At 52.4% G+C, this 19,958-nt stretch carries 16 protein-coding genes, 1 pseudogene and 1 other annotated feature; of the genes and pseudogenes, 9 read left to right on the forward strand and 8 right to left on the reverse strand.

What is annotated here, in order from left to right:
• Positions 1 to 81: 81 nt before the first annotated feature.
• Together cysB and topA are read right to left on the reverse strand one after the other, a co-directional pair.
• The gene (gene cysB / locus D5398_RS06040) at positions 82 to 1,056 is read right to left on the reverse strand and encodes an HTH-type transcriptional regulator CysB (RefSeq protein ID WP_120130943.1); all 975 of its coding nucleotides are present in this window, start codon (positions 1,054 to 1,056) and stop codon (positions 82 to 84) included.
• A gap of 349 nt (positions 1,057 to 1,405) precedes the next feature.
• Positions 1,406 to 4,003, reverse strand: coding sequence for a type I DNA topoisomerase (gene topA, locus D5398_RS06045; protein ID WP_120506802.1), 2,598 nt, complete (start codon positions 4,001 to 4,003; stop codon positions 1,406 to 1,408).
• Positions 4,004 to 4,465: 462 nt separating this feature from the next.
• Between topA and D5398_RS06050 the strand changes: the two genes are divergently transcribed.
• Positions 4,466 to 4,717: a YciN family protein gene (locus D5398_RS06050; RefSeq protein WP_120506803.1), complete on the forward strand. Its 252-nt coding sequence runs from the start codon at positions 4,466 to 4,468 to the stop codon at positions 4,715 to 4,717.
• A gap of 136 nt (positions 4,718 to 4,853) precedes the next feature.
• Here the strand turns inward: D5398_RS06050 and sohB are convergent, their stop codons facing one another.
• Positions 4,854 to 5,897 (reverse strand): protease SohB, encoded by a 1,044-nt coding sequence (gene sohB / locus D5398_RS06055; protein WP_120506804.1) that lies wholly within the window; start codon positions 5,895 to 5,897, stop codon positions 4,854 to 4,856.
• A gap of 358 nt (positions 5,898 to 6,255) precedes the next feature.
• On the opposite strand from sohB, the gene D5398_RS06060 reads away from it, so the two are divergent.
• Together D5398_RS06060 and cobO are read left to right on the forward strand one after the other, a co-directional pair.
• The gene (locus tag D5398_RS06060; RefSeq protein ID WP_120506805.1) at positions 6,256 to 7,017 is read left to right on the forward strand and encodes a YciK family oxidoreductase; all 762 of its coding nucleotides are present in this window, start codon (positions 6,256 to 6,258) and stop codon (positions 7,015 to 7,017) included.
• Between the two features lie 14 nt (positions 7,018 to 7,031).
• On the forward strand, positions 7,032 to 7,622 hold the full coding sequence (cobO, locus tag D5398_RS06065) for a cob(I)yrinic acid a,c-diamide adenosyltransferase (RefSeq protein ID WP_120130938.1): 591 nt from the start codon (positions 7,032 to 7,034) through the stop codon (positions 7,620 to 7,622).
• 24 nt (positions 7,623 to 7,646) lie between these two features.
• Here cobO and cobC read toward each other — a convergent pair whose 3' ends face one another.
• From cobC to rnm, 4 genes are all read right to left on the reverse strand, one after another.
• Positions 7,647 to 8,243, reverse strand: a complete 597-nt coding sequence (gene cobC / locus D5398_RS06070; protein ID WP_120506806.1) for an alpha-ribazole phosphatase — start codon at positions 8,241 to 8,243, stop codon at positions 7,647 to 7,649.
• A 199-nt stretch (positions 8,244 to 8,442) separates the two neighbouring features.
• Entirely contained in the window at positions 8,443 to 9,363 is a 921-nt protein-coding gene (gene rluB / locus D5398_RS06075; protein WP_244216720.1) for a 23S rRNA pseudouridine(2605) synthase RluB, read from the reverse strand.
• A gap of 611 nt (positions 9,364 to 9,974) precedes the next feature.
• Positions 9,975 to 10,595: an L-threonylcarbamoyladenylate synthase gene (locus D5398_RS06080; RefSeq protein WP_120506808.1), complete on the reverse strand. Its 621-nt coding sequence runs from the start codon at positions 10,593 to 10,595 to the stop codon at positions 9,975 to 9,977.
• A 33-nt stretch (positions 10,596 to 10,628) separates the two neighbouring features.
• Positions 10,629 to 11,594: an RNase RNM gene (gene rnm / locus D5398_RS06085; RefSeq protein WP_120507001.1), complete on the reverse strand. Its 966-nt coding sequence runs from the start codon at positions 11,592 to 11,594 to the stop codon at positions 10,629 to 10,631.
• A gap of 297 nt (positions 11,595 to 11,891) precedes the next feature.
• Positions 11,892 to 11,994, forward strand: a sequence feature (Trp leader region).
• A gap of 56 nt (positions 11,995 to 12,050) precedes the next feature.
• On the opposite strand from rnm, the gene D5398_RS06090 reads away from it, so the two are divergent.
• The 6 genes and pseudogenes from D5398_RS06090 to D5398_RS06120 all read left to right on the forward strand — a co-directional run bounded on the left by D5398_RS06090 (position 12,051) and on the right by D5398_RS06120 (position 19,159).
• On the forward strand, positions 12,051 to 13,613 hold the full coding sequence (locus D5398_RS06090; protein WP_120506809.1) for an anthranilate synthase component 1: 1,563 nt from the start codon (positions 12,051 to 12,053) through the stop codon (positions 13,611 to 13,613).
• Between the two features lies 1 nt (position 13,614).
• Positions 13,615 to 15,218 (forward strand): annotated as a pseudogene (trpD, locus tag D5398_RS25600) (bifunctional anthranilate synthase glutamate amidotransferase component TrpG/anthranilate phosphoribosyltransferase TrpD).
• 3 nt (positions 15,219 to 15,221) lie between these two features.
• The gene (gene trpCF / locus D5398_RS06105; protein WP_120506811.1) at positions 15,222 to 16,586 is read left to right on the forward strand and encodes a bifunctional indole-3-glycerol-phosphate synthase TrpC/phosphoribosylanthranilate isomerase TrpF; all 1,365 of its coding nucleotides are present in this window, start codon (positions 15,222 to 15,224) and stop codon (positions 16,584 to 16,586) included.
• A 44-nt stretch (positions 16,587 to 16,630) separates the two neighbouring features.
• Positions 16,631 to 17,821: a tryptophan synthase subunit beta gene (gene trpB / locus D5398_RS06110; protein ID WP_120506812.1), complete on the forward strand. Its 1,191-nt coding sequence runs from the start codon at positions 16,631 to 16,633 to the stop codon at positions 17,819 to 17,821.
• Positions 17,821 to 18,627: a tryptophan synthase subunit alpha gene (gene trpA, locus D5398_RS06115; protein WP_120506813.1), complete on the forward strand. Its 807-nt coding sequence runs from the start codon at positions 17,821 to 17,823 to the stop codon at positions 18,625 to 18,627. Before trpB ends, trpA begins: the two co-directional genes overlap by 1 nt.
• Positions 18,628 to 18,844: 217 nt before the next feature.
• Positions 18,845 to 19,159, forward strand: coding sequence for a BON domain-containing protein (locus tag D5398_RS06120; RefSeq protein WP_120506814.1), 315 nt, complete (start codon positions 18,845 to 18,847; stop codon positions 19,157 to 19,159).
• Between the two features lie 72 nt (positions 19,160 to 19,231).
• On the opposite strand, the gene ompW is transcribed toward D5398_RS06120, so the two are convergent.
• On the reverse strand, positions 19,232 to 19,864 hold the full coding sequence (gene ompW / locus D5398_RS06125) for an outer membrane protein OmpW (protein ID WP_120506815.1): 633 nt from the start codon (positions 19,862 to 19,864) through the stop codon (positions 19,232 to 19,234).
• Between the last annotated feature and the right edge of the window lie 94 nt (positions 19,865 to 19,958).

Consider the following 19,958-nt stretch of genomic DNA (forward strand, 5'->3'; position numbering starts at 1 on the left):
AAAGTGTTCAACAGGCAAAAAAAATCCCGCGGCATCATTAGAGGCGGCGGGACTGGCGGTCGGCAAAGAAAATGTTGCGGTTTATTTCACCGGCAGTTTGATGTCTTTAAACATCTCTTCAATGTCTTCGTTGGAGCGCAGGGAAATGGCGGTATCCACTACATCACGGGTCAGATGCGGCGCAAAGCGCTGGATGAAATCGTACATGTAACTGCGCAGGAAAGTGCTGCGGCGGAAACCGATTTTAGTGGTGCTGTAAGTGAAAATATCACGCGCATCCACGGTGACCAGATCCGGATCCTGAACCGGATCCACGGCCATACTGGCGATCACCCCTACCCCAAGCCCCAGACGCACATAGGTTTTGATCACGTCGGCATCGGTAGCGGTAAAAACGATTCGCGGCGTCAGACCGGCGCGGTTGAACGCGGTATCAAGCTCTGAGCGGCCGGTAAAACCGAAGGTATAAGTGACGATAGGATAAGCAGCCAGCTCTTCAATGGTAACTTTCTCCTTGCCTGCCAGCGGATGATCCGGCTGAACCACGACCGCACGGTTCCAGTGATAGCACGGCAACATCACCAGATCGTCATACAGATGCAGCGCTTCGGTGGCAATCGCAAAATCGGCATTCCCTTTAGAAACAGCTTCAGCAATCTGAGTCGGTGAACCCTGATGCATATGCAATGAAACGCGCGGGTAACGCTCGATAAAGCCTTTAATCACATTGGGTAAGGCATAACGCGCCTGCGTGTGCGTCGTCGCCACATACAGGGAGCCCTTGTCCGGATAGGTGTGCTCGCCAGCCACGGCTTTGATGGCATCGACTTTAGACAAGACTTCGCGGGCGATGCGGATAATTTCCTGCCCGGCGGGAGTCACCTGCGTCAGATGCTTACCGCTGCGCGAAAAAATCTGGATCCCCAGTTCATCTTCCAGCATGCGCACTTGTTTGCTGATACCCGGCTGCGACGTATAAAGGCCTTCTGCCGTCGAACTGACGTTCAGATTGTGATTAACAACCTCTACGATGTAGCGCAGTTGCTGCAATTTCATATCTCATACCACCCTGGTTTCTAACTCTGTCGCCATCCCTGTTCATCCGTTGGCTGAACAGTCTGGAAATGATTTTTTATCGAATACCGGAAGTCTGTGAACGCACCGTTTTATGCCCCAGACGCATTAACTTATTACTTAAGTGCATAAGAATAAATTTTATATAACAATTATATCAATTATTAACGTCATGTATAGCCAGAGAACATAACGAAGATCGCGGTCCGTCTCTTCCTGATAATAAAAACACGCAGAACTCACCGATGATAGATCTTAATGCAATAAAAAAACCAGCCCGGAGGACTGGTTTTTTACAACTGCTTAACAGCTTAAAGTATGACGGCGCAGATTACTTTTTGCCTTCAACCCATTTCCCGTCGACAAAGAACGCGGTCCAGCCGGTGGCTTTGCCGTCTTTTTCGGAGGAAACATACTGCTGCTTAGTTTTACGGCTGAAACGCACCATCGATTTATTGCCTTCCGGGTCAGCGACTGGCGCATCGGCCAGATAGCTCAGTTTTTCCGGCAGACGATCTTTAAAGCGCTTCAGTTCTTCCACCAGCGGCGCACGGGTTTCGCGCGATTTAGGGAAAGTATTGGCCGCCAGGAAGACACCCGCCGCACCATCACGCAGAACGAAATACGCGTCTGATTTCTCACACGGCAATTCTGGCAACGGAACCGGATCTTCTTTCGGCGGCGCAACGTCACCGTTACGTAAAATCTTACGGGTGTTTTTGCACTCGTCGTTGGTACAACCCATGTATTTACCGAAACGTCCCATTTTCAGGTGCATTTCAGAACCACATTTCTCGCACTCAACAATCGGGCCGTCGTAGCCCTTGATGCGGAACTCGCCCTGCTCGATTTCATAGCCATCACATTCCGGGTTATTACCGCAGACGTGCAATTTGCGCTGATTGTCGATGAGGTAGCTGTCCATCGCTGTGCCACATTTACCGCAACGACGTTTTGCACGCAGCGCATTGGCTTCGGCTTCGTCGCCTTCCAGAATGTTAAGCACTTCAGCATCTGCAATCAGGTTGATGGTGGTTTTGCAGCGCTCTTTCGGCGGCAAGGCATAACCGGAACAACCCAGGAACACGCCGGTGCTGGCGGTACGGATCCCCATCGGACGGCCACAAGTCGGGCATTCGATGCTGGTCAGTACCATCTGATTCGGGCGCATACCGCCTTCTTCAGGATCCTTCTCGGCTGTTTCTAATTGCTTGCTGAATTCACTAAAGAATTCGTCGAGAACCGCTTTCCATTCCGCCTTGTTGTTGGCGACCTGATCCAGCCCGTCTTCCATACGTGCGGTGAAATCGTAGTTCATCAGTTCGCGGAAATTTTCTTCCAGACGGTCGGTGACGATTTCGCCCATTTTCTCAGCATAGAAACGACGGTTTTCAACGTGAACATAACCGCGGTCCTGAATGGTCGATATGATCGACGCATAGGTAGACGGACGGCCAATGCCACGTTTTTCCAGCTCTTTAACCAGTGACGCTTCGCTAAAACGCGCAGGCGGCTTGGTGAAGTGCTGAGTTGGCAGCAGCTGTTGCAGTTCCAGATCCGTGCCTACTTCAATCGCCGGTAAAGTTCGGTCTTCGTCGCCTTTACGCAACGCAGGCATCACTTTGGTCCAGCCATCAAAACGCAGTGTACGGCCTTTAGCACGCAGGGAGTAATCACCGGCTTTTACCGTCAGGGTACTGGAATCGTACTGGGCTGGTGTCATCTGACATGCCACAAACTGACGCCAGATCAGTTGATACAGGCGCTGTGCATCCGCTTCCATATCTTTGAGCTGCTCGGAAACGACCGCCACATCAGAAGGACGAATCGCTTCGTGCGCTTCCTGAGAGTTCTCTTTATTGCTGTATTGCAACGGGGCTTTCGGCAGGTATTTATCACCGAAATTCTCGCCAATATAGCCGCGCACCATTTCCACTGCATCCTGGCTCAGGTTGGTGGAGTCAGTACGCATATAGGTAATGTGACCGGCTTCGTACAGACGCTGGGCCATCATCATGGTTTTCTTCACGCCGAAGCTCAGACGCGTACTGGCCGCCTGTTGCAACGTGGAAGTAATGAACGGCGCCCCCGGTTTGCTGCTGGTCGGTTTGTCTTCACGATCAACAACGGTATAGCGCGCTTTCTCAAGCAGCGAAACGGCTGCGTGAGTCTGTTCTTTATTAACCGGTTTGAAGGGTTTTTCCAGATGATGCGTCACTTCCATTTGCAGGGCGGTTTCTTTCTTCGCCAGCAAATCCGCATGCAATTCCCAGTACTCTTCCGGCACGAACGCTTTGATTTCTTTTTCACGTTCAACTACCAGACGCACTGCCACGGACTGAACACGACCAGCGGATAAACCACGGGCAATTTTCTTCCACAACAGCGGGGACACCATGTAACCCACCACGCGGTCCATAAAGCGACGCGCCTGCTGAGCATTAACACGATCAATATTCAGTTCGCCCGGTTCTTTAAAAGCGTTCTGAATCGCGTTTTTGGTAATTTCGTTAAATACTACGCGGCTGAAACGTTTGTCATCACCGCCAATCACTTCCCGCAAATGCCAGGCAATCGCCTCTCCTTCGCGGTCAAGGTCGGTTGCGAGATAGATGTGGTCAGCTTTTTCCGCTAACGCTTTTAACTCAGCAACAACCTTTTCTTTACCGGGAAGTATTTCGTATTGGGCAGCCCAGCCATGAAACGGATCAACGCCCATGCGATTTACCAGCGCAGTTTTCTCATCCTTTTTTACTTTTTTCTTTGTTTTTTCTTCGGTTGAGGCGGCGGTCTTTTTAGCAGCGGATCCACTGGTGGGTAAATCACGGATATGACCGACGCTGGACTTAACCACGTAGTCATTTCCTAAATATTTATTAATCGTTTTGGCTTTTGCCGGGGACTCAACTATTACGAGAGCTTTGCCCATAATTACCTTTACCTGAATGATTCTTCATCATCTGAAGAAGATTTTGTCTTGTTATGCCGCGGCACAATATCACGTCTTTTTTTATATTGCGGCAGTGAGTCAGAACGTCAACCTATTTCTTCCAAACAAGGCGAGAACTGACTTCCAGAGGTTCAAAACACTGATTCTGCGAGGGATTAACCAGACAGGGCTCAGCAGAATGCGCCCGTTTTTATGTCAAATAATGACCAAGCGTAAACAAAACATTCCACCTGAAGCCACAAAATCCCACACTCTACCTGATAAAAATCGTCACGCAAACTAATTAACACGTAAACGCTCTTTTCGCCAATCTGCGTAAACCTTTTACTGTTTCGCTTAAATTATAAACAACGGTTCAGGCTGATTACCCCCAGCGGATTTGCGGTTTTCTCCGTGGCGGGATTACAATAACGTCAGCAATTATAGTGGGGAGTAAATATCATGCACGAAAATACATCGGCAATTAGTCGCGAAGCTTTACTGGTCGAGGCGAATAAGGTTATCCGTGAACACGAAGATTACATGCACGGAATGCTCGCGACAGAGGTTGAGCAGAAAGGCAATGTGCTGGTTTTCCGCGGAGAGTTTTTCATGGATGACGACGGTTTACCGACCAGAAAATCGACGGCGGTATTTAATATGTTTAAACACCTGGCTCATCTTTTTTCAGAAAAATACCATCTCGAAGACTAAGTGATAAAAAAGAGTAATAAAGGTCAACGCAACCGATAAACTGTTGCAGTAAATCGGGGCAATAAAAAAGGGACAAAAGTCCCTTTTTACTCTTAATGCTTCGCAGTAACGATGAATGCCACGCCAGACTAAGACGTTACAGCAACGGCTTCTGGCTGCGCTGCAACCAGCGCAGGAACAGACGATCAGCGCTTTCTGCTGCACTTCCGGTAAATCTGTCCATCATGCGTTTACGACGGCTGTAACGCACCGCGATCACTTCATGATTTTTCATTTCAGCAATCAGTAAATCGTCACTGGTGCCAATGGCATCAATCAGGCCATTTTCTCGCGCCTGAGTACCGAACCAGTGTTCACCCGTCGCCACCGCATTAATGTCCAGTGACGGACGATTCTGATGCACAAACTCTTTGAACAGCACATGCGTTTCGTTCAGGTCTTCACGGAATTTCTCGCGTCCTTCATCGGTATTTTCACCCAGCAAAGTCAGCGTACGTTTAAACTCGCCCGCCGTGTGCAGCTCAATATCGATGTCATTCTTTTTAAGCAGACGGTTGAAGTTAGGGATTTGCGCCACGACGCCGATGGAACCAATAATGGCGAACGGTGCGGCAACAATTCTGTCAGCCACGCAGGCCATCATATAACCGCCGCTGGCGGCCACTTTATCCACGGCAACGGTCAGGCGGACCCCGCTCTGGCGCAGGCGAACCAGCTGCGAAGCTGCGAGACCATAACCATGCACCACACCGCCCGGACTTTCGAGACGCAGCAGCACTTCATCTTCCGGTGTCGCCACCGCCAGCACCGCCGAAATTTCTTCACGCAGCGACGTCACTTCATGGGCGTCCATGCTGCCTTTAAAGTCGAGCACATACAGGCAGGGTTTGCTTTTTGAGCCACCGATTTTGGCCTGCAGCTTTTTCTGTCTGGCTTCAGCTTTATCTTTTTTCTTCAGTTCCTTACTGCGAATTTTCAGCTCAGCAGGATTCATACGTGCGCTGCGCATTTCACGTTGCATTTCACGGTACTGTTCGCCCAGGTCGATCAGCTGTAACTCACCTTTGCTGTGAGATTTACGGTGACGAAGGCCGACAACCAGAATTACCAGCGCGCCGATGGCGATCACTACGGTCACAACTTTGGCCAAAAACAGCCCATACAGAGAAAGTAAATCCACAAAACCGCCTTATCTATGTGGTCATAAAACCGTGGTCAGAAAGATGTTGAACATTCTAGACAATCGCCGTCGCGGCGTCTTGTTTGAATATGACATTGTCAATCGTACGTAAAACTGAGTGCGCACGTGTTCCAATTTTGTTACAAAAGAGCTGTCCGTTTTTCGGTTAATCATTGAAACTCATGCCCATTTGAGGCATATAAGCGGTGATCGCTTCCAAAATACCCCAAAACTTCGCCAAAATGTCGGACTCCGGTCGAGCGCAACTTCTCCCTTTCCCGGCATTTTTGATATTTAGAGCGCCAGATGTGACGACGGCCATTTGCCGCCACATCGCGCCCCGTTAAGAGGACTGACCGTGCATTACCATCCTAAATCTGATTTGCTCAACAATCGCATCATTCTCATTACAGGCGCCGGCGACGGCATTGGTCGCGAAGCAGCCCTGACCTACGCCCGCTTTGGCGCGCAGGTGATTTTGCTGGGTCGTACCGAGAGCAAACTGGCCAGCGTGCAGCAGGAAATTGCGGCGAGAAACCTGCGTCCTGCTTTCATTTATACACTCGATTTACTGACCGCCAGCCAGCAGGATTGCCAGCGCGTTGCTGATCAAATCGGGCAATGGGTACCCCATCTCGACGGCGTTTTGCATAATGCCGGTCTGCTGACTGAGATAACGCCAATGGCGGATATTCAGTTACAAGACTGGATGAATGTGATGCAGGTCAATGTGAATGTGACCTTTATGCTGACGCAGGCGTTACTGCCGCTGATGCTGAAAGCCGCCAGTTCTTCGCTGGTCTTCACGACGTCCAGCGTGGGTCGCGAAGGCCGCAGCGGCTGGGGTGCCTATGCCGTGTCGAAATTTGCTACCGAAGGCATGATGCAGGTGCTGGCCGAAGAGCATAAGCATACCGGTCTGCGCGTGAACTGCATCAACCCTGGTGGCACACGTACCAGCATGCGTGCCTCGGCGTTTCCCGATGAAAACAAAGATAAACTTAAGACACCGGCCGATATTATGCCGTTGTATCTGTACCTGATGGGCGATGACAGCCGCCGTAAAACCGGCATCAGTTTTGATGCGCAGCCAGGCCGTAAAGCCGGTCCTGCAGAATAATCACGGAGCCACTGATGACTGAAGATCGCCACAAGCAGCGCCAGCAAAAGCTGAAAGAACAGGTTGATGCGCGTATTGATGCAGCCAAAGAACAGCGCGGAATTTTAATTGTGTTTACCGGCAACGGTAAAGGCAAAACCACGGCGGCCTTTGGTACCGTCACCCGCGCCGTCGGGCACGGGATGCGGGCGGCGGTGATCCAGTTCATTAAAGGTGAATGGCCGAACGGCGAGAAGAATCTTCTCGAGCCGCACGGCGTTGAGTTTCAGGTCATGGCGACCGGTTTTACCTGGGAAACACAGAATAAAGAAACCGATACAGAGGCCTGTCAGGCCGTCTGGCAGCACGGAAAACGCATGCTTGCCGATGCCTCGTTAGATCTCGTGGTGCTCGATGAACTGACGTATATGGTCAGTTTCGGCTATCTGGATTTACAGGAAGTGGTGGATGCGCTGAATGCCCGTCCGTCGCACCAGACGGTGATTATTACCGGACGTGGCTGTCATCGTGATCTGCTGGAAATGGCCGACACCGTCAGCGAACTGCGGCCGGTAAAACACGCCTTTGACGCCGGTATCATGGCGCAACAGGGCATCGACTGGTGATGCCCTGCCCCATCCCTTGTCAGATCACAAACCGCTGTCGTTGAAACGCTGAATAACACAGGCTCCGGGACGCAGATCGATTTCACACAGGCAGCCTTGTTTAAACGGAAAGCGCCACATATCGGCAGGCGCGAGTTTCAGCATCATAGCCAGTAACAGGCTGAGCGACCCCTGATGCCCGACAAGGGCCAGCCTGCTTTCCTGCGGGCGTAAATGCAACTGCTGCAAAGCCTGGCGGATCCGCACCGTAAAGTCAGTGAATGACTCCCCCTGCGGCACATCGGCTTTTTGCCAGTCCTGACACCATTCCTGAAATCCTTCAGCCTGTGAAGCTTCCAGCTCGTTGTGGTGACGCATTTCCCAGTCACCAAATGCCATTTCGCGTAACAGGGGTTGCGATTCCATCGCGATGTCGCGCCCATGCCCTATAATCCCGGCGGTATCGCGACTGCGGCGCATATCGGTATGGATAATGGCATCCAGCGACGTCGCCGCCAGCTGACGGGCAACATGTTGTGCCTGTCGTTCGCCCTCTGCCGTCAGCGCAATATCGCTGCTCCCGCAAAAAACGCCGTTAACGTTAGCCTGAGTTTGTCCGTGTCGTATCAGATATAATTTCATGATGTTGTCCTTTGTCTCAGAGCCAGAAATCCCGGTGAAGCATGCTTTTTTTGCAGATTTAAGATAAGTAATCTCAGGTAATCAATTTTAGTTAAGTACGGCGAGATAAATAGCGTCCCTCCTGAATTTGACGCAAAAAAAACCGCAGTCTTAAACTGCGGTTTATGTGCATCGCCGGAAGTTTGTCGCTTGTCAGCGATTAGCTCCGTTTGGCAGGCCCGGTAGTACGACGTGCCGGTGCAACCTGAGTGTGGCGCTTCACAGCACGACGGATCTGGTTAGCTTTCACACGGCGACGATCGCGCTCAACCGGCAGTTTGCTGACGGTTTCTTCGGTCATATCGACCAATGTGCGCAGATAGTTGATGTCCGGCAGGTCCAGCTCTTTATAGCCGCCGCGAGGCAGGCCTTTAGGCAGGTTCAGGTCGCCATAACGCACGCGGATCAGGCGGCTAACCTGCACGCCAACGGCTTCCCACAGACGGCGAACTTCGCGGTTACGCCCTTCTGTCAGGGTCACGTTGTACCACTGGTTCAGACCTTCGCCGCCCTGGAATTTAATCGAGCGAAATGCCGCAGGGCCGTCTTCCAGCTGCACGCCACGGCTCAGCTGTTTGATTTTTTCATCATCAACCTGACCAAACACGCGTACGGCATATTCGCGCTCAACTTCACGGCTCGGGTGCATCAGGCGGTTAGCCAGTTCACCGTCGGTGGTGAATAACAGCAGACCGGAGGTGTTAACGTCCAGACGACCTACCGCAATCCAGCGGGAACCGCGCATTTTTGGCAGACGGTCAAAGACGGTCGGACGGCCTTCCGGATCACTGCGCGTACACAACTCGCCTTCCGGCTTGTAGTACGCCAGCACGCGGCAGACGGTGTCCTGAGACTCCATCACTGACAGAACGTGACCATCGAGACGAATTTTGGTGCCGCCGGTGACTTCCACGCGGTCGCCCAGCGTAGAGATTTTACCGTCAACGCTGACGCGGCCAGCCTGAATCATCGCTTCGACTTCACGGCGTGAACCATGACCTGCACGCGCGAGGACTTTTTGCAGCTTTTCACTTTGCCCTTCGGTGCTGTCCAGCGCGTTCTTCGGCTTCTGGTATTTCACTTCTTCTTCATCACTGTTTTCATCAAACAGTGCTTCAGCTTTAGGCTTGGTGCCACGCGGTTTCAACGGCGCACGAGGTTTTTCACCGCGGGCATTTTCCGGACGACCCGGTTTGCCGGTGCGCGGTTTTTCTATACGTGAGTTTTCTATGCGTGAATCGCCGCGGCCTGCGTCAGAACGTGGTTTGTCTGAACGCGGCTTGTCGCTGCGTGGTTTATCAGTGCGTGGTTTGTCAGTACGTGGCTTTTCGCCGCGCTTTTCAGCCCGTGACGGTTCCGGACGGCTTTTTGCTGCGCCGGAATTTCTGCCACTTTTTGGCTTGTCACCAGATGGACGTGCCGGTTTGGCTTTATCGCTGGTGTGCTTCTGGGAATTATACTTCTCGCTCATTGAGCAGCCTCATTTGTCGCCTTCACAGGCGTCGGGGGGAGCCAGCAGCATGACGTGATTCGCCATCTGCCCGCCAAAATTCAGTTATTGCGTAGTGATACAATGACTTACAAAAAAGTCAGCCCGCCATTATACACATTTATTGGCAATTTGTATCCTGCTAAGGACTTTACGGGCTGATTATTTTTCAAACAACCTACACCAGAAGACTCACGGAAAGATCACCGGAAAGGTGCCGGATCGCCTGCGCCTTCACGGATCACTTCCGGTGACGCTTCGGTCAGGTCAATCACCGTCGTCGGTTGTTGCCCGATAGAACCACCGTCAATCACCAGATCGACCAGCTTGCCTAAATTGTCTTTGATGTCTTCAGGATCTGATTCCGCAAAGTCATTACCCGGCAGCATCAGCGTAGTGGACATCAGCGGTTCGCCCAATACGTCCAGCAATGCGACAGCAATCGGGTTCGACGGGACGCGCAAACCGATGGTTTTACGTTTCTCACTCATCAGGCGGCGCGGCACTTCTTTGGTCGCTTTCAGAATGAATGTATAGTTGCCGGGCGTGTTATTTTTGATCAGACGAAATGCCGTGTTATCAACGTAAGCGTATGTCGACAGCTCAGAGAGATCACGACACATCAGGGTAAAGTTATGGTTCCCGTCTAACTGACGGATGCGACAAATGCGCTCCATCGCGTTCTTTTCTTCCAGACGGCAACCCAGCGCATAGCCTGAGTCGGTCGGATAAACGATCACATTCCCCTTGCGCAGCAATTCGACAGCCTGATTAATCAGTCGTGGCTGCGGATTTTCGGGGTGAATATAAAAATATTGACTCATTGTTCCCTCTTAATTCTTCTTCTGCGGTCGGCTTCAGACCGGTTCAATTTCAGGCTGTTTCCCGGCGACCGACCAGTGTTGCCATACCGGTTCTGCGCCTGCGGGAAGCCAAAGTTTGCGCCCCAGCTCAATCCACGAACAGGGCTGATGGAAATCAGAACCCTGCGAGGCGAGTAAATTATAGTCACGGGCATAAGCCGCCAGCTGAGCGCGTTCATTCGGCGCCTGCTGACACTGCGCGACTTCCATGGCATCGCCGCCCTGCTCCGCAAAGAATGCCAGCAGACGTTTCAGCCATTTCGTGGACAAGCCATAACGGCCCGGATGGGCGACGACGGCCTGTCCGCCGGACTGATGAATCGCATCAATCGCTTGTTCTATTGTACACCACTGTGGCGGAACGTAGCCGGTCTTGCCTTTGGCGAGGAACTTTTTGAACACCTGGGCGATATTGTCCGCCGCGCCAAATTCCACCAGATAACGGGCAAAATGCGCACGGGTTACAGCACCCCCATCGGCCAGACGCATGGCGCCTTCCCATGCGCCTTCAATACGCGCCTTCGCCAGACGACGCCCCATCTCCTGCGCACGCTGCTGACGCAAATCCGCCTGCACTTTCAGTAATTCGATCATCGCCGGATGCAAAGGATCGATCCCCAGTCCGACAATGTGAATTTCATGGTTTTCCCACAATGTTGAAATTTCGACACCGTTCACCAGTTGCAGCGGCAACTGATTTTCAGCAATGGCCTGTGCCGCCCGCGCCAGCCCTTCCGTGCTGTCGTGATCGGTGATCGCCAGAACGCCCACCCGCATTTCCACCGCACGCGCGACCAGCGCTTCCGGCGTCAGATAGCCGTCTGAAGCTGTGGTATGGCTGTGGAGATCGTAAATCGTGAATGCAGTGCTGGTGGTCTGGTCGTCTGCTGAAGATGAAGTATTTAGGGGCAAAGTCGTCGTCACGTGGGGAATTAACCTGTTTCTGAATGCAGAGCCCATCATAACGCGTTAGCGCTACTCACGTTAGGGATGATTTCAACCTAACCTGACGCACTGCAACGGTGCGGCACGCCGTCAGCGCACTATTGCATGCACTGTCTGCGCACCAAAGGTGTGAAAACAAGCAAAAAGAGGGTTGACTTTACATCCATGAACTAGTTTACTAGTACGCAAGTTCACGAGACAGTTCAGAAATGAACAGCGTGACAAACCGATTCAGAAAGCTTACGTTTTAAAGACGTTAGCTTCATAAACAAACAAGAGTGTCTGATGATGAAAACTCACATGATGGCGGTTCTCAGCGGGTGGCGTACTTCCCTTTGGCGGGCGGAATAATCACGCATAGCTGTCATCAGACGCTGCAAGATTTCCGAAGCCCGCATAATGCGGGCTTTTTTGTGGCCGTCTATTTGAAATCTGTTTTACAGAAACGATAAAAAAATTTCAGGAAGCAAAATGACTATTCAGAAACCACGATTAGAATTGCTGACCGCAGAAGGATGTTACCGCGGCGACCCGACGGCCATTTTCCACCAACTTTGTGGTGCCCGCCCGGCCACGCTGCTGCTCGAATCCTCTGAAGTGACCAGCAAAGAAAACCTGAAGAGCCTGTTGATTGTTGACAGCGCCCTGCGTATCACCGCGCTGGGTTCGCGGGTTTCGATTCAGGCACTGACCCCGAACGGGGCCTCTTTACTGTCGCTGATTGACGCCGCGTTACCGGCTGAAATTCGTAATGACGTGCGCCCCAATGGCCGTGAACTGACTTTCCCGTCTATTGACCAGATGCAGGACGAAGATGCCCGTCTGCGTTCGCGTTCCGTCTTTGACGCGCTGCGCAGTATTCTGACCTGCGTTGAAGCGCCAGCCGATGAGCGCGAGGCGATGTTCCTCGGTGGTCTGTTTGCTTATGATCTGGTTGCCGGTTTCGAAGATTTACCGAAACTTGAATCCGACCAGCGCTGCCCGGATTTCTGCTTCTATCTGGCAGAAACTCTGCTGGTGCTTGACCACCAGAACCGCTCCTGCCGTTTGCAGGCCAGCCTGTTTACACCTTCCCAGGAAGAGAAACAGCGTTTGCACGAACGTCTGGAACAATTGCAATACCAGCTGCAATTACCGGCACACGCTATACCGCATCAGAGCGTGCCGGAAATGCAGCTGAGCGTGAACCAGAGCGACGAAGTATTCGGCGCCGTTGTTGAGAAAATGAAAGTGGCGATCCGCGCCGGTGAAATTTTTCAGGTGGTACCTTCACGCCGTTTCTCACTGCCGTGCCCTGCTCCGCTGGCCGCTTATGAAACGCTGAAAAACAACAACCCGAGCCCGTATATGTTCTTCATGCAGGACAACGATTTCACGTTGTTCGGCGCATCGCCGGAAAGCGCGCTGAAATATGACGCGACTAACCGCCAGATTGAAATCTACCCGATTGCCGGTACACGTCCGCGCGGTCGCCGTGCTGACGGCTCGCTGGATTTAGATCTCGACAGCCGTATCGAACTGGAAATGCGCACCGACCATAAAGAACTGGCTGAGCATCTGATGCTGGTGGATTTAGCGCGTAACGATCTGGCGCGTATCTGTGAGCCGGGCAGCCGGTACGTTGCTGACCTGACCAAAGTTGACCGTTACTCTTTCGTGATGCACCTGGTGTCCCGCGTGGTGGGTACGCTGCGCCATGACCTCGACGTGCTGCATGCTTATCAGGCCGTCATGAATATGGGTACGCTGACCGGCGCACCGAAAGTGCGGGCCATGCAGCTGATTTCAGCTTCCGAGCAAACCCGTCGTGGCAGTTACGGCGGCGCGGTGGGCTACTTCACCGCTCACGGTGATTTAGACACCTGCATCGTTATCCGCTCGGCCTATGTCGAAGACGGCATCGCTACCGTGCAGGCAGGCGGCGGCGTGGTGCTCGATTCCGTACCGCAGGCCGAAGCCGACGAAACCCGTAACAAAGCCCGTGCAGTTCTGCGCGCCATCGCCACCGCCCACAATGCGAAAGAGGTATTTTAAGATGGCCGATATCTTACTTATCGATAACGTCGATTCCTTTACTTACAACCTCGTCGATCAGCTGCGTTCAAGCGGTCACAACGTGGTGATTTACCGCAATCAAATCCCGGCTGACGTGATTATCGAAAAACTCAGCCAGCTGGAAAAACCGGTGCTGGTGCTTTCTCCGGGTCCGGGTACACCTTCCGAAGCCGGTTGTATGCCGGAACTGCTGAAGCGTTTACGTGGCCAGCTGCCGATTATCGGTATCTGTCTGGGTCATCAGGCGATTGTGGAAACCTACGGCGGATTTGTGGGTCAGGCAGGTGAAATTCTGCACGGTAAAGCCTCTTCTATTACACATGACAACGAAGCAATGTTTGCCGGTATGAATAACCCGCTGCCGGTTGCCCGGTATCACTCGCTGGTCGGCAGTCAGATCCCCGACGGTCTGACCGTTAACGCCCGTTTCGGCGACATGGTGATGGCGGTTCGTCACGAAGAAGATCGCGTTTGCGGCTTCCAGTTCCATCCGGAATCCATTTTAACTTCACAGGGTGCGCGTTTGCTTGAGCAGACACTGGCCTGGGCTTTGGCGTAAGGAGAACTGTCATGAAAACGCAAACTATTCCCGGCATTCTCGAAAATCTGTTTCGCGCTCAGACGATGACGCAGGAAGAAAGCCAGCAGTTATTTACCGCCATTGTGAACGGTGAACTTGAACCGGCGCAGCTGGCCGGTGCATTAATCAGCATGAAAGTACGTGGCGAACAACCGGCGGAAATCGCCGGTGCAGCCAAAGCGTTACTGGCGCACGCCGAGCCGTTCCCGCGCCCTGATTATCCGTTCGCAGATATCGTTGGTACCGGCGGCGACGGCACCAACAGCATTAACATTTCTACCGCCAGCGCCTTCGTGGCTGCGGCCTGTGGCGCTCGGGTGGCGAAACACGGCAACCGCAGCGTGTCCAGCCGCTCCGGTTCATCTGATTTACTGGCAGCGTTTGGCATCCGTCTGGATATGCCAGCAGAAGAATCCCGTGCAGCGCTCGATGACCTGGACGTGTGTTTCCTGTTCGCGCCGCAATACCATACCGGCTTCCGCCACGCGATGCCGGTGCGCAAATCATTAAAAACCCGCACTTTGTTTAACGTGCTGGGGCCACTGATTAACCCGGCGCGTCCGCCGCTGGCGCTGATTGGCGTTTACAGCCCGGAACTGGTGCAGCCGATTGCAGAAACATTGCGCGCACTCGGTTATGAACGTGCGGCGGTGGTTCACGGTGGCGGAATGGATGAAGTCGCCATCCACGCTGCAACACAAGTGGCCGAGCTAAAAGACGGTAAAATTACCACTTATGAACTGACGCCACAGGACTTTGGTCTGGACAATTATCCGATTGAAGCCTTGCTGGGCGGTGAGCCGGAAGAAAACCGTGACATTCTGGCACGCTTATTACAAGGTAAAGGAGATCCGGCCCACGAAGCCGCGGTAGCCGTCAATGTGGCGATGTTACTGCGACTGTTCGGTCAGGAAGACTTAAAGCAAAACGCACAACAGGCTTTGGCCGTCATGCGCAGCGGTGAACCTTACCAGCGCGTGCTGGCATTGGCAGCAAGAGGATAAGTGATGCAGCAGGAAACCGTGCTCCACAAAATTGTTCGCGACAAGGAAATTTGGGTCGCGGCACGCAAAGAACAACAACCGCTGGCCAGCTTTCAGAACGAAATAACTCAGAGCCAGCGCAGTTTCTACCATGCCCTGCAAGGTGCAAGAACGGCCTTTATTCTGGAGTGCAAACAAGCCTCTCCGTCAAAAGGGAAGATCCGTGAAAACTTTGACCCGGTAGAAATCGCCAGCGTTTATAAAGACTACGCTTCCGCTATTTCAGTATTAACCGACGAGAAATACTTCCAGGGCAGCTTTGATTTCCTGCCGCTGGTGAGCAAAACCGTCACACAGCCGGTGCTGTGCAAAGATTTTATTATCGACCCTTATCAAATCCATCTGGCGCGTTTCTATCAGGCCGATGCGATTTTACTGATGCTGTCAGTGCTGGATGACGATCAGTACGTTCAGCTCGCCGCCGTCGCTCACAGCCTGAATATGGGCGTGCTGACCGAAGCGAGTAATGAAGAAGAACTGGATCGCGCCGTTACGCTGAAAGCCAAAGTGGTCGGTATCAATAACCGTGACCTGCGCGATTTGTCCATTGACCTGAACCGCACCCGTGAACTGGCACCACGTGTTCCACACGGCGTCACGGTCATCAGCGAATCAGGCATTAATACTTACGGGCAAATCCGTGAGCTCAGCCGCTTCGCTAATGGTTTCCTGATCGGCAGCGCGCTGATGTCGGAACAAAACTTATCCGCAGCCGTTCGTCGTGTACTTCTCGGCGATAATAAAGTGTGCGGTCTGACCCGCGCTGAGGACGCCGGGGCGGCGCACGAAGCCGGAGCTATTTATGGCGGACTGATTTTTGTCGAGGCGTCGCCACGTTTCGTCACACATACGCTGGCGAAAGAAGTACAGAACGGCGCGCCGCTAAAATATGTCGGCGTGTTCCGCGATGAATCCGTCAGCATTGTCACTGAAACGGCACAGACGCTGAATTTGACCGCAGTGCAACTTCATGGCGATGAAAGTCAGGCGTATATCGATGAACTGCGCGAAACGCTGCCTGAAAATGTTCAGATCTGGAAAGCGCTGAGCGTCAAAGACACCCTTCCGGCACGCGACCTGAATCACGTAGATCGCTACGTGCTGGACAACGGCAAAGGCGGAACCGGTTATCGTTTCGACTGGAGTAAGCTGGCCGGGCAGGATTTGAGTAATGTGCTGCTTGCCGGTGGCCTGAGCGCAGATAACTGCGTCGAGGCCGCGCAACTCGGTTGTGCCGGGCTGGATTTCAACTCCGGTGTTGAAAATGAGCCGGGCATCAAAGATGCCGAAAAAATTACCGCCGTATTCCAGACATTGCGGGCGTATTAAGCCGCACGCAATGCCGCAAAAATTGACAGACAGGACGGAATAACATGACTTTACTTAATCCCTACTTCGGCGAATTTGGCGGCCAGTATGTTCCGCAAATTCTGATGCCTGCGCTGGCCCAGCTGGAAGAAGCCTTCGTCAGCGCACAGCGCGACCCTGAATTTCAGGCTGAATTCATCGATTTACTGAAAAACTACGCAGGTCGCCCGACGGCACTGACACTGTGCAAAAACCTGACTGCGGGTACCAAAACCAAGCTGTATCTTAAGCGTGAAGATTTGCTGCACGGCGGCGCGCACAAGACTAACCAGGTGTTAGGTCAGGCATTGCTGGCTAAACGCATGGGCAAAACAGAGATTATTGCTGAAACCGGTGCTGGTCAGCACGGCGTGGCATCGGCACTGGCTTGTGCACTGCTCGGTCTGAAATGCCGTATTTATATGGGCGCCAAAGACATTGAGCGTCAGTCACCAAACGTGTTCCGCATGCGTCTGATGGGTGCAGAAGTGATCCCGGTCCACAGCGGTTCCTCCACGCTGAAAGACGCCTGTAATGAGGCGCTGCGCGACTGGTCCGGCAGCTATGAAACCGCCCACTACATGCTGGGCACCGCGGCAGGCCCGCATCCCTATCCGACTATCGTGCGTGAATTCCAGCGTATGATCGGTGAAGAAACGAAAGCCCAGATGCAGGAACGCGAAGGCTGTCTGCCGGATGCGGTCATCGCCTGTGTGGGTGGCGGTTCCAACGCCATCGGCATGTTTGCTGATTTCATCGATGACGCCAGCGTGAAGCTGATTGGCGTTGAACCGGGTGGTCTGGGTATCGAAACTGGACAACACGGCGCGCCACTGAAACACGGTCACGTCGGCATCTACTTCGGTATGAAAGCGCCCATGATGCAAACGTCCGAAGGTCAGATTGAAGAGTCTTACTCGATTTCTGCCGGTCTGGATTTCCCGTCTGTCGGCCCGCAGCACGCCTTCCTCAACAGCATCGGTCGTGCGGAATATGTGTCGATTACCGATGATGAAGCGCTGGAAGCCTTTAAAGAATTGTCCCGCCACGAAGGGATTATTCCTGCGCTGGAATCCTCACATGCGCTGGCTTATGCGCTGAAACTGATCAAGGAAACGCCAGAGAAAGAACAAATCCTGGTCGTAAATTTGTCAGGTCGCGGCGACAAAGATATTTTCACCGTACATGACATCCTGACTGCCCGGGGAGAAATTTAATGGAACGTTATCAGCATTTATTCAAACGTCTGGAAAGTAAAAAAGAAGGCGCATTTGTTCCTTTCGTTACGCTGGGCGATCCGGGCGTTGAGCTTTCACTGTCTATCATCGATACGATGATTGAAGCCGGTGCCGATGCGCTGGAACTGGGTATTCCGTTCTCTGATCCGCTGGCAGATGGCCCGACGATTCAGAACGCTAACCTGCGCGCTTTCGCGGCAGGTGTGACGCCGACGCAATGTTTCAATATGTTGGCCCGCATCCGCGAAAAACATCCGGATATTCCGATTGGCCTGCTGATGTACGCCAATCTGGTGTTCCACAACGGTATCGAGACGTTCTATCAGCGCTGCGCCGAAGTGGGCGTCGATTCCGTACTTGTTGCTGATGTGCCGTTCGAAGAATCTGCGCCGTTCCGCGCCGCTGCATTGCGTCACGGTATTGCCCCGATTTTCATCTGCCCGCCAAATGCGTCTGATGATTTGTTACGTGAGATTTCTTCGCATGGTCGCGGTTATACTTATCTGCTGTCCCGCGCAGGCGTTACCGGCACAGAAAAACGTGCGCTGACCCCGCTGAATCATCTGGTTGATAAGTTGCGTGAATATAATGCTGCGCCACCGTTGCAGGGCTTTGGTATTTCCGAGCCTTCACAGGTGAAAGAAACGCTGGCCGCAGGCGCTGCCGGTGCTATTTCCGGTTCAGCGACAGTGCGTATCATCGAAAACAATCAGCATCAGCCTTCTGAAATGCTGGCTCAGCTTTCCCGCTTTGTCAGTGAAATGAAAGCCGCTACCCGCGCTTAACCCAGCCTCAAGCAGAACCTCAGTCAAAAAATGACTAAGGTTCTGTTTCTTTTAATTTCTTACTTTTTTTTACCCCACTTAATTTGTATTACTCATTTCAATAATCCAAACTAAAATTACTCTGCAGATCAATGATACTGTATGCGAGAGAGATATCATCTGCTCAGGTAACAGGTTGTTTCTTTTGGTTTTATAACAAAGCATGGAGAGTTATTTTATGAAGCTATTCAAAACATTGTCCGCATTCTGCATGGCAGCCGTTGTGGTCATGGCCGTCGCCGCGTGTGCACCGACTAAAAAATCAGAAGGAACCGGTGGTTACATCGATGACACTGTGGTCACCACAAAAGTAAAATCAGCCCTGCTGGCCGATAAGACGATTAAGTCCACTGAGATTAGCGTCGAGACCTTTAAAGGCCGCGTGCAGTTACGTGGTTTCGTGACGTCAACAGCGGATGCAAACCGTGCGGTAGAAGTGACGCGTGGCGTTGCCGGTGTTCGTTCTATTGAGAATGACATGCGGGTAAAATAGTCTGCGAATGCTGCATATTGAAAAGCGAAGAGGCGCCGAAGCGCCTCTTTTTTTTATGTTTTTGTCTTAAGATCAGAAGCGATAGCCGACGCCAAACATAAAGACCCACGGGTCGATCCGGGTGTTGATGTTTTGCTGCTCACCACCGGCTTTGAATTTAACTTCCGTATCAATATCCATCCACCACACAGACATGTTGATCAACCAGTTGTCATCCAGGTTGTAATCAAGCCCCGCCTGGGTTGCCACGCCCCAGGAATCTTTGACGCTTAAATCTGACAGCCCGGCATCGCGCCCGGTTTGATTGAAATTGGTGTCATAGAATGTGGTGTAGTTGATACCTATACCGAGGTAGGGACGAAGTTTGTCCTGCTTGTCGCCAAAGTAGTACTGAGCCATCAGAGACGGCGGCAACTGCTTCACCTCTGCGATTGTCCCGGTACTTTTCAAACCGACTTTGTGCTGGAACGGCGTGGCTGCCAGCAACTCCATCCCGATATTGTCGGTAAACATATAACCCAGAGTTAAACCCATCTGAGTGTCGTTATTGATATTAAATGAACCCAAACCCAGCACGTTATCTGAACCTTCTGTCGGACGAACCGTGGCTGTGCCTACGCGAAAAATCACATCCCCTGCCTGATGTGCGCTCGCAACTGCCGGAAATGCCGCTGCCGCCACTAATGCCCAATATGCTGCTTTCATTGTCCCTTCCCTTTGTGTGGATTATTTATCAACCCCGCGAATGATACCTACTCTTTGGTATGGCTTGATCAATGCGGGATCACATCTTTAAAAC

Source organism: Rahnella bruchi, assembly GCF_003614975.1.
In the GTDB taxonomy this organism is placed as follows: Bacteria; Pseudomonadota; Gammaproteobacteria; order Enterobacterales; family Enterobacteriaceae; genus Rahnella; species Rahnella bruchi.

Bases quoted from the DNA above. Each gene is read 5' to 3' on its own strand.
- D5398_RS06080 (WP_120506808.1), bottom strand. From the start codon at position 10,595: ATGAGTCAATATTTTTATATTCACCCCGAAAATCCGCAGCCACGACTG.
- D5398_RS06050 (WP_120506803.1), top strand. From the start codon at position 4,466: ATGCACGAAAATACATCGGCAATTAGTCGCGAAGCTTTACTGGTCGAG.
- cobO (WP_120130938.1), top strand. From the start codon at position 7,032: ATGACTGAAGATCGCCACAAGCAGCGCCAGCAAAAGCTGAAAGAACAG.
- rnm (WP_120507001.1), bottom strand. From the start codon at position 11,594: ATGGGCTCTGCATTCAGAAACAGGTTAATTCCCCACGTGACGACGACT.
- trpA (WP_120506813.1), top strand. From the start codon at position 17,821: ATGGAACGTTATCAGCATTTATTCAAACGTCTGGAAAGTAAAAAAGAA.
- topA (WP_120506802.1), bottom strand. From the start codon at position 4,003: ATGGGCAAAGCTCTCGTAATAGTTGAGTCCCCGGCAAAAGCCAAAACG.
- D5398_RS06090 (WP_120506809.1), top strand. From the start codon at position 12,051: ATGACTATTCAGAAACCACGATTAGAATTGCTGACCGCAGAAGGATGT.
- trpCF (WP_120506811.1), top strand. From the start codon at position 15,222: ATGCAGCAGGAAACCGTGCTCCACAAAATTGTTCGCGACAAGGAAATT.
- ompW (WP_120506815.1), bottom strand. From the start codon at position 19,864: ATGAAAGCAGCATATTGGGCATTAGTGGCGGCAGCGGCATTTCCGGCA.
- cysB (WP_120130943.1), bottom strand. From the start codon at position 1,056: ATGAAATTGCAGCAACTGCGCTACATCGTAGAGGTTGTTAATCACAAT.
- cobC (WP_120506806.1), bottom strand. From the start codon at position 8,243: ATGAAATTATATCTGATACGACACGGACAAACTCAGGCTAACGTTAAC.
- trpB (WP_120506812.1), top strand. From the start codon at position 16,631: ATGACTTTACTTAATCCCTACTTCGGCGAATTTGGCGGCCAGTATGTT.
- D5398_RS06120 (WP_120506814.1), top strand. From the start codon at position 18,845: ATGAAGCTATTCAAAACATTGTCCGCATTCTGCATGGCAGCCGTTGTG.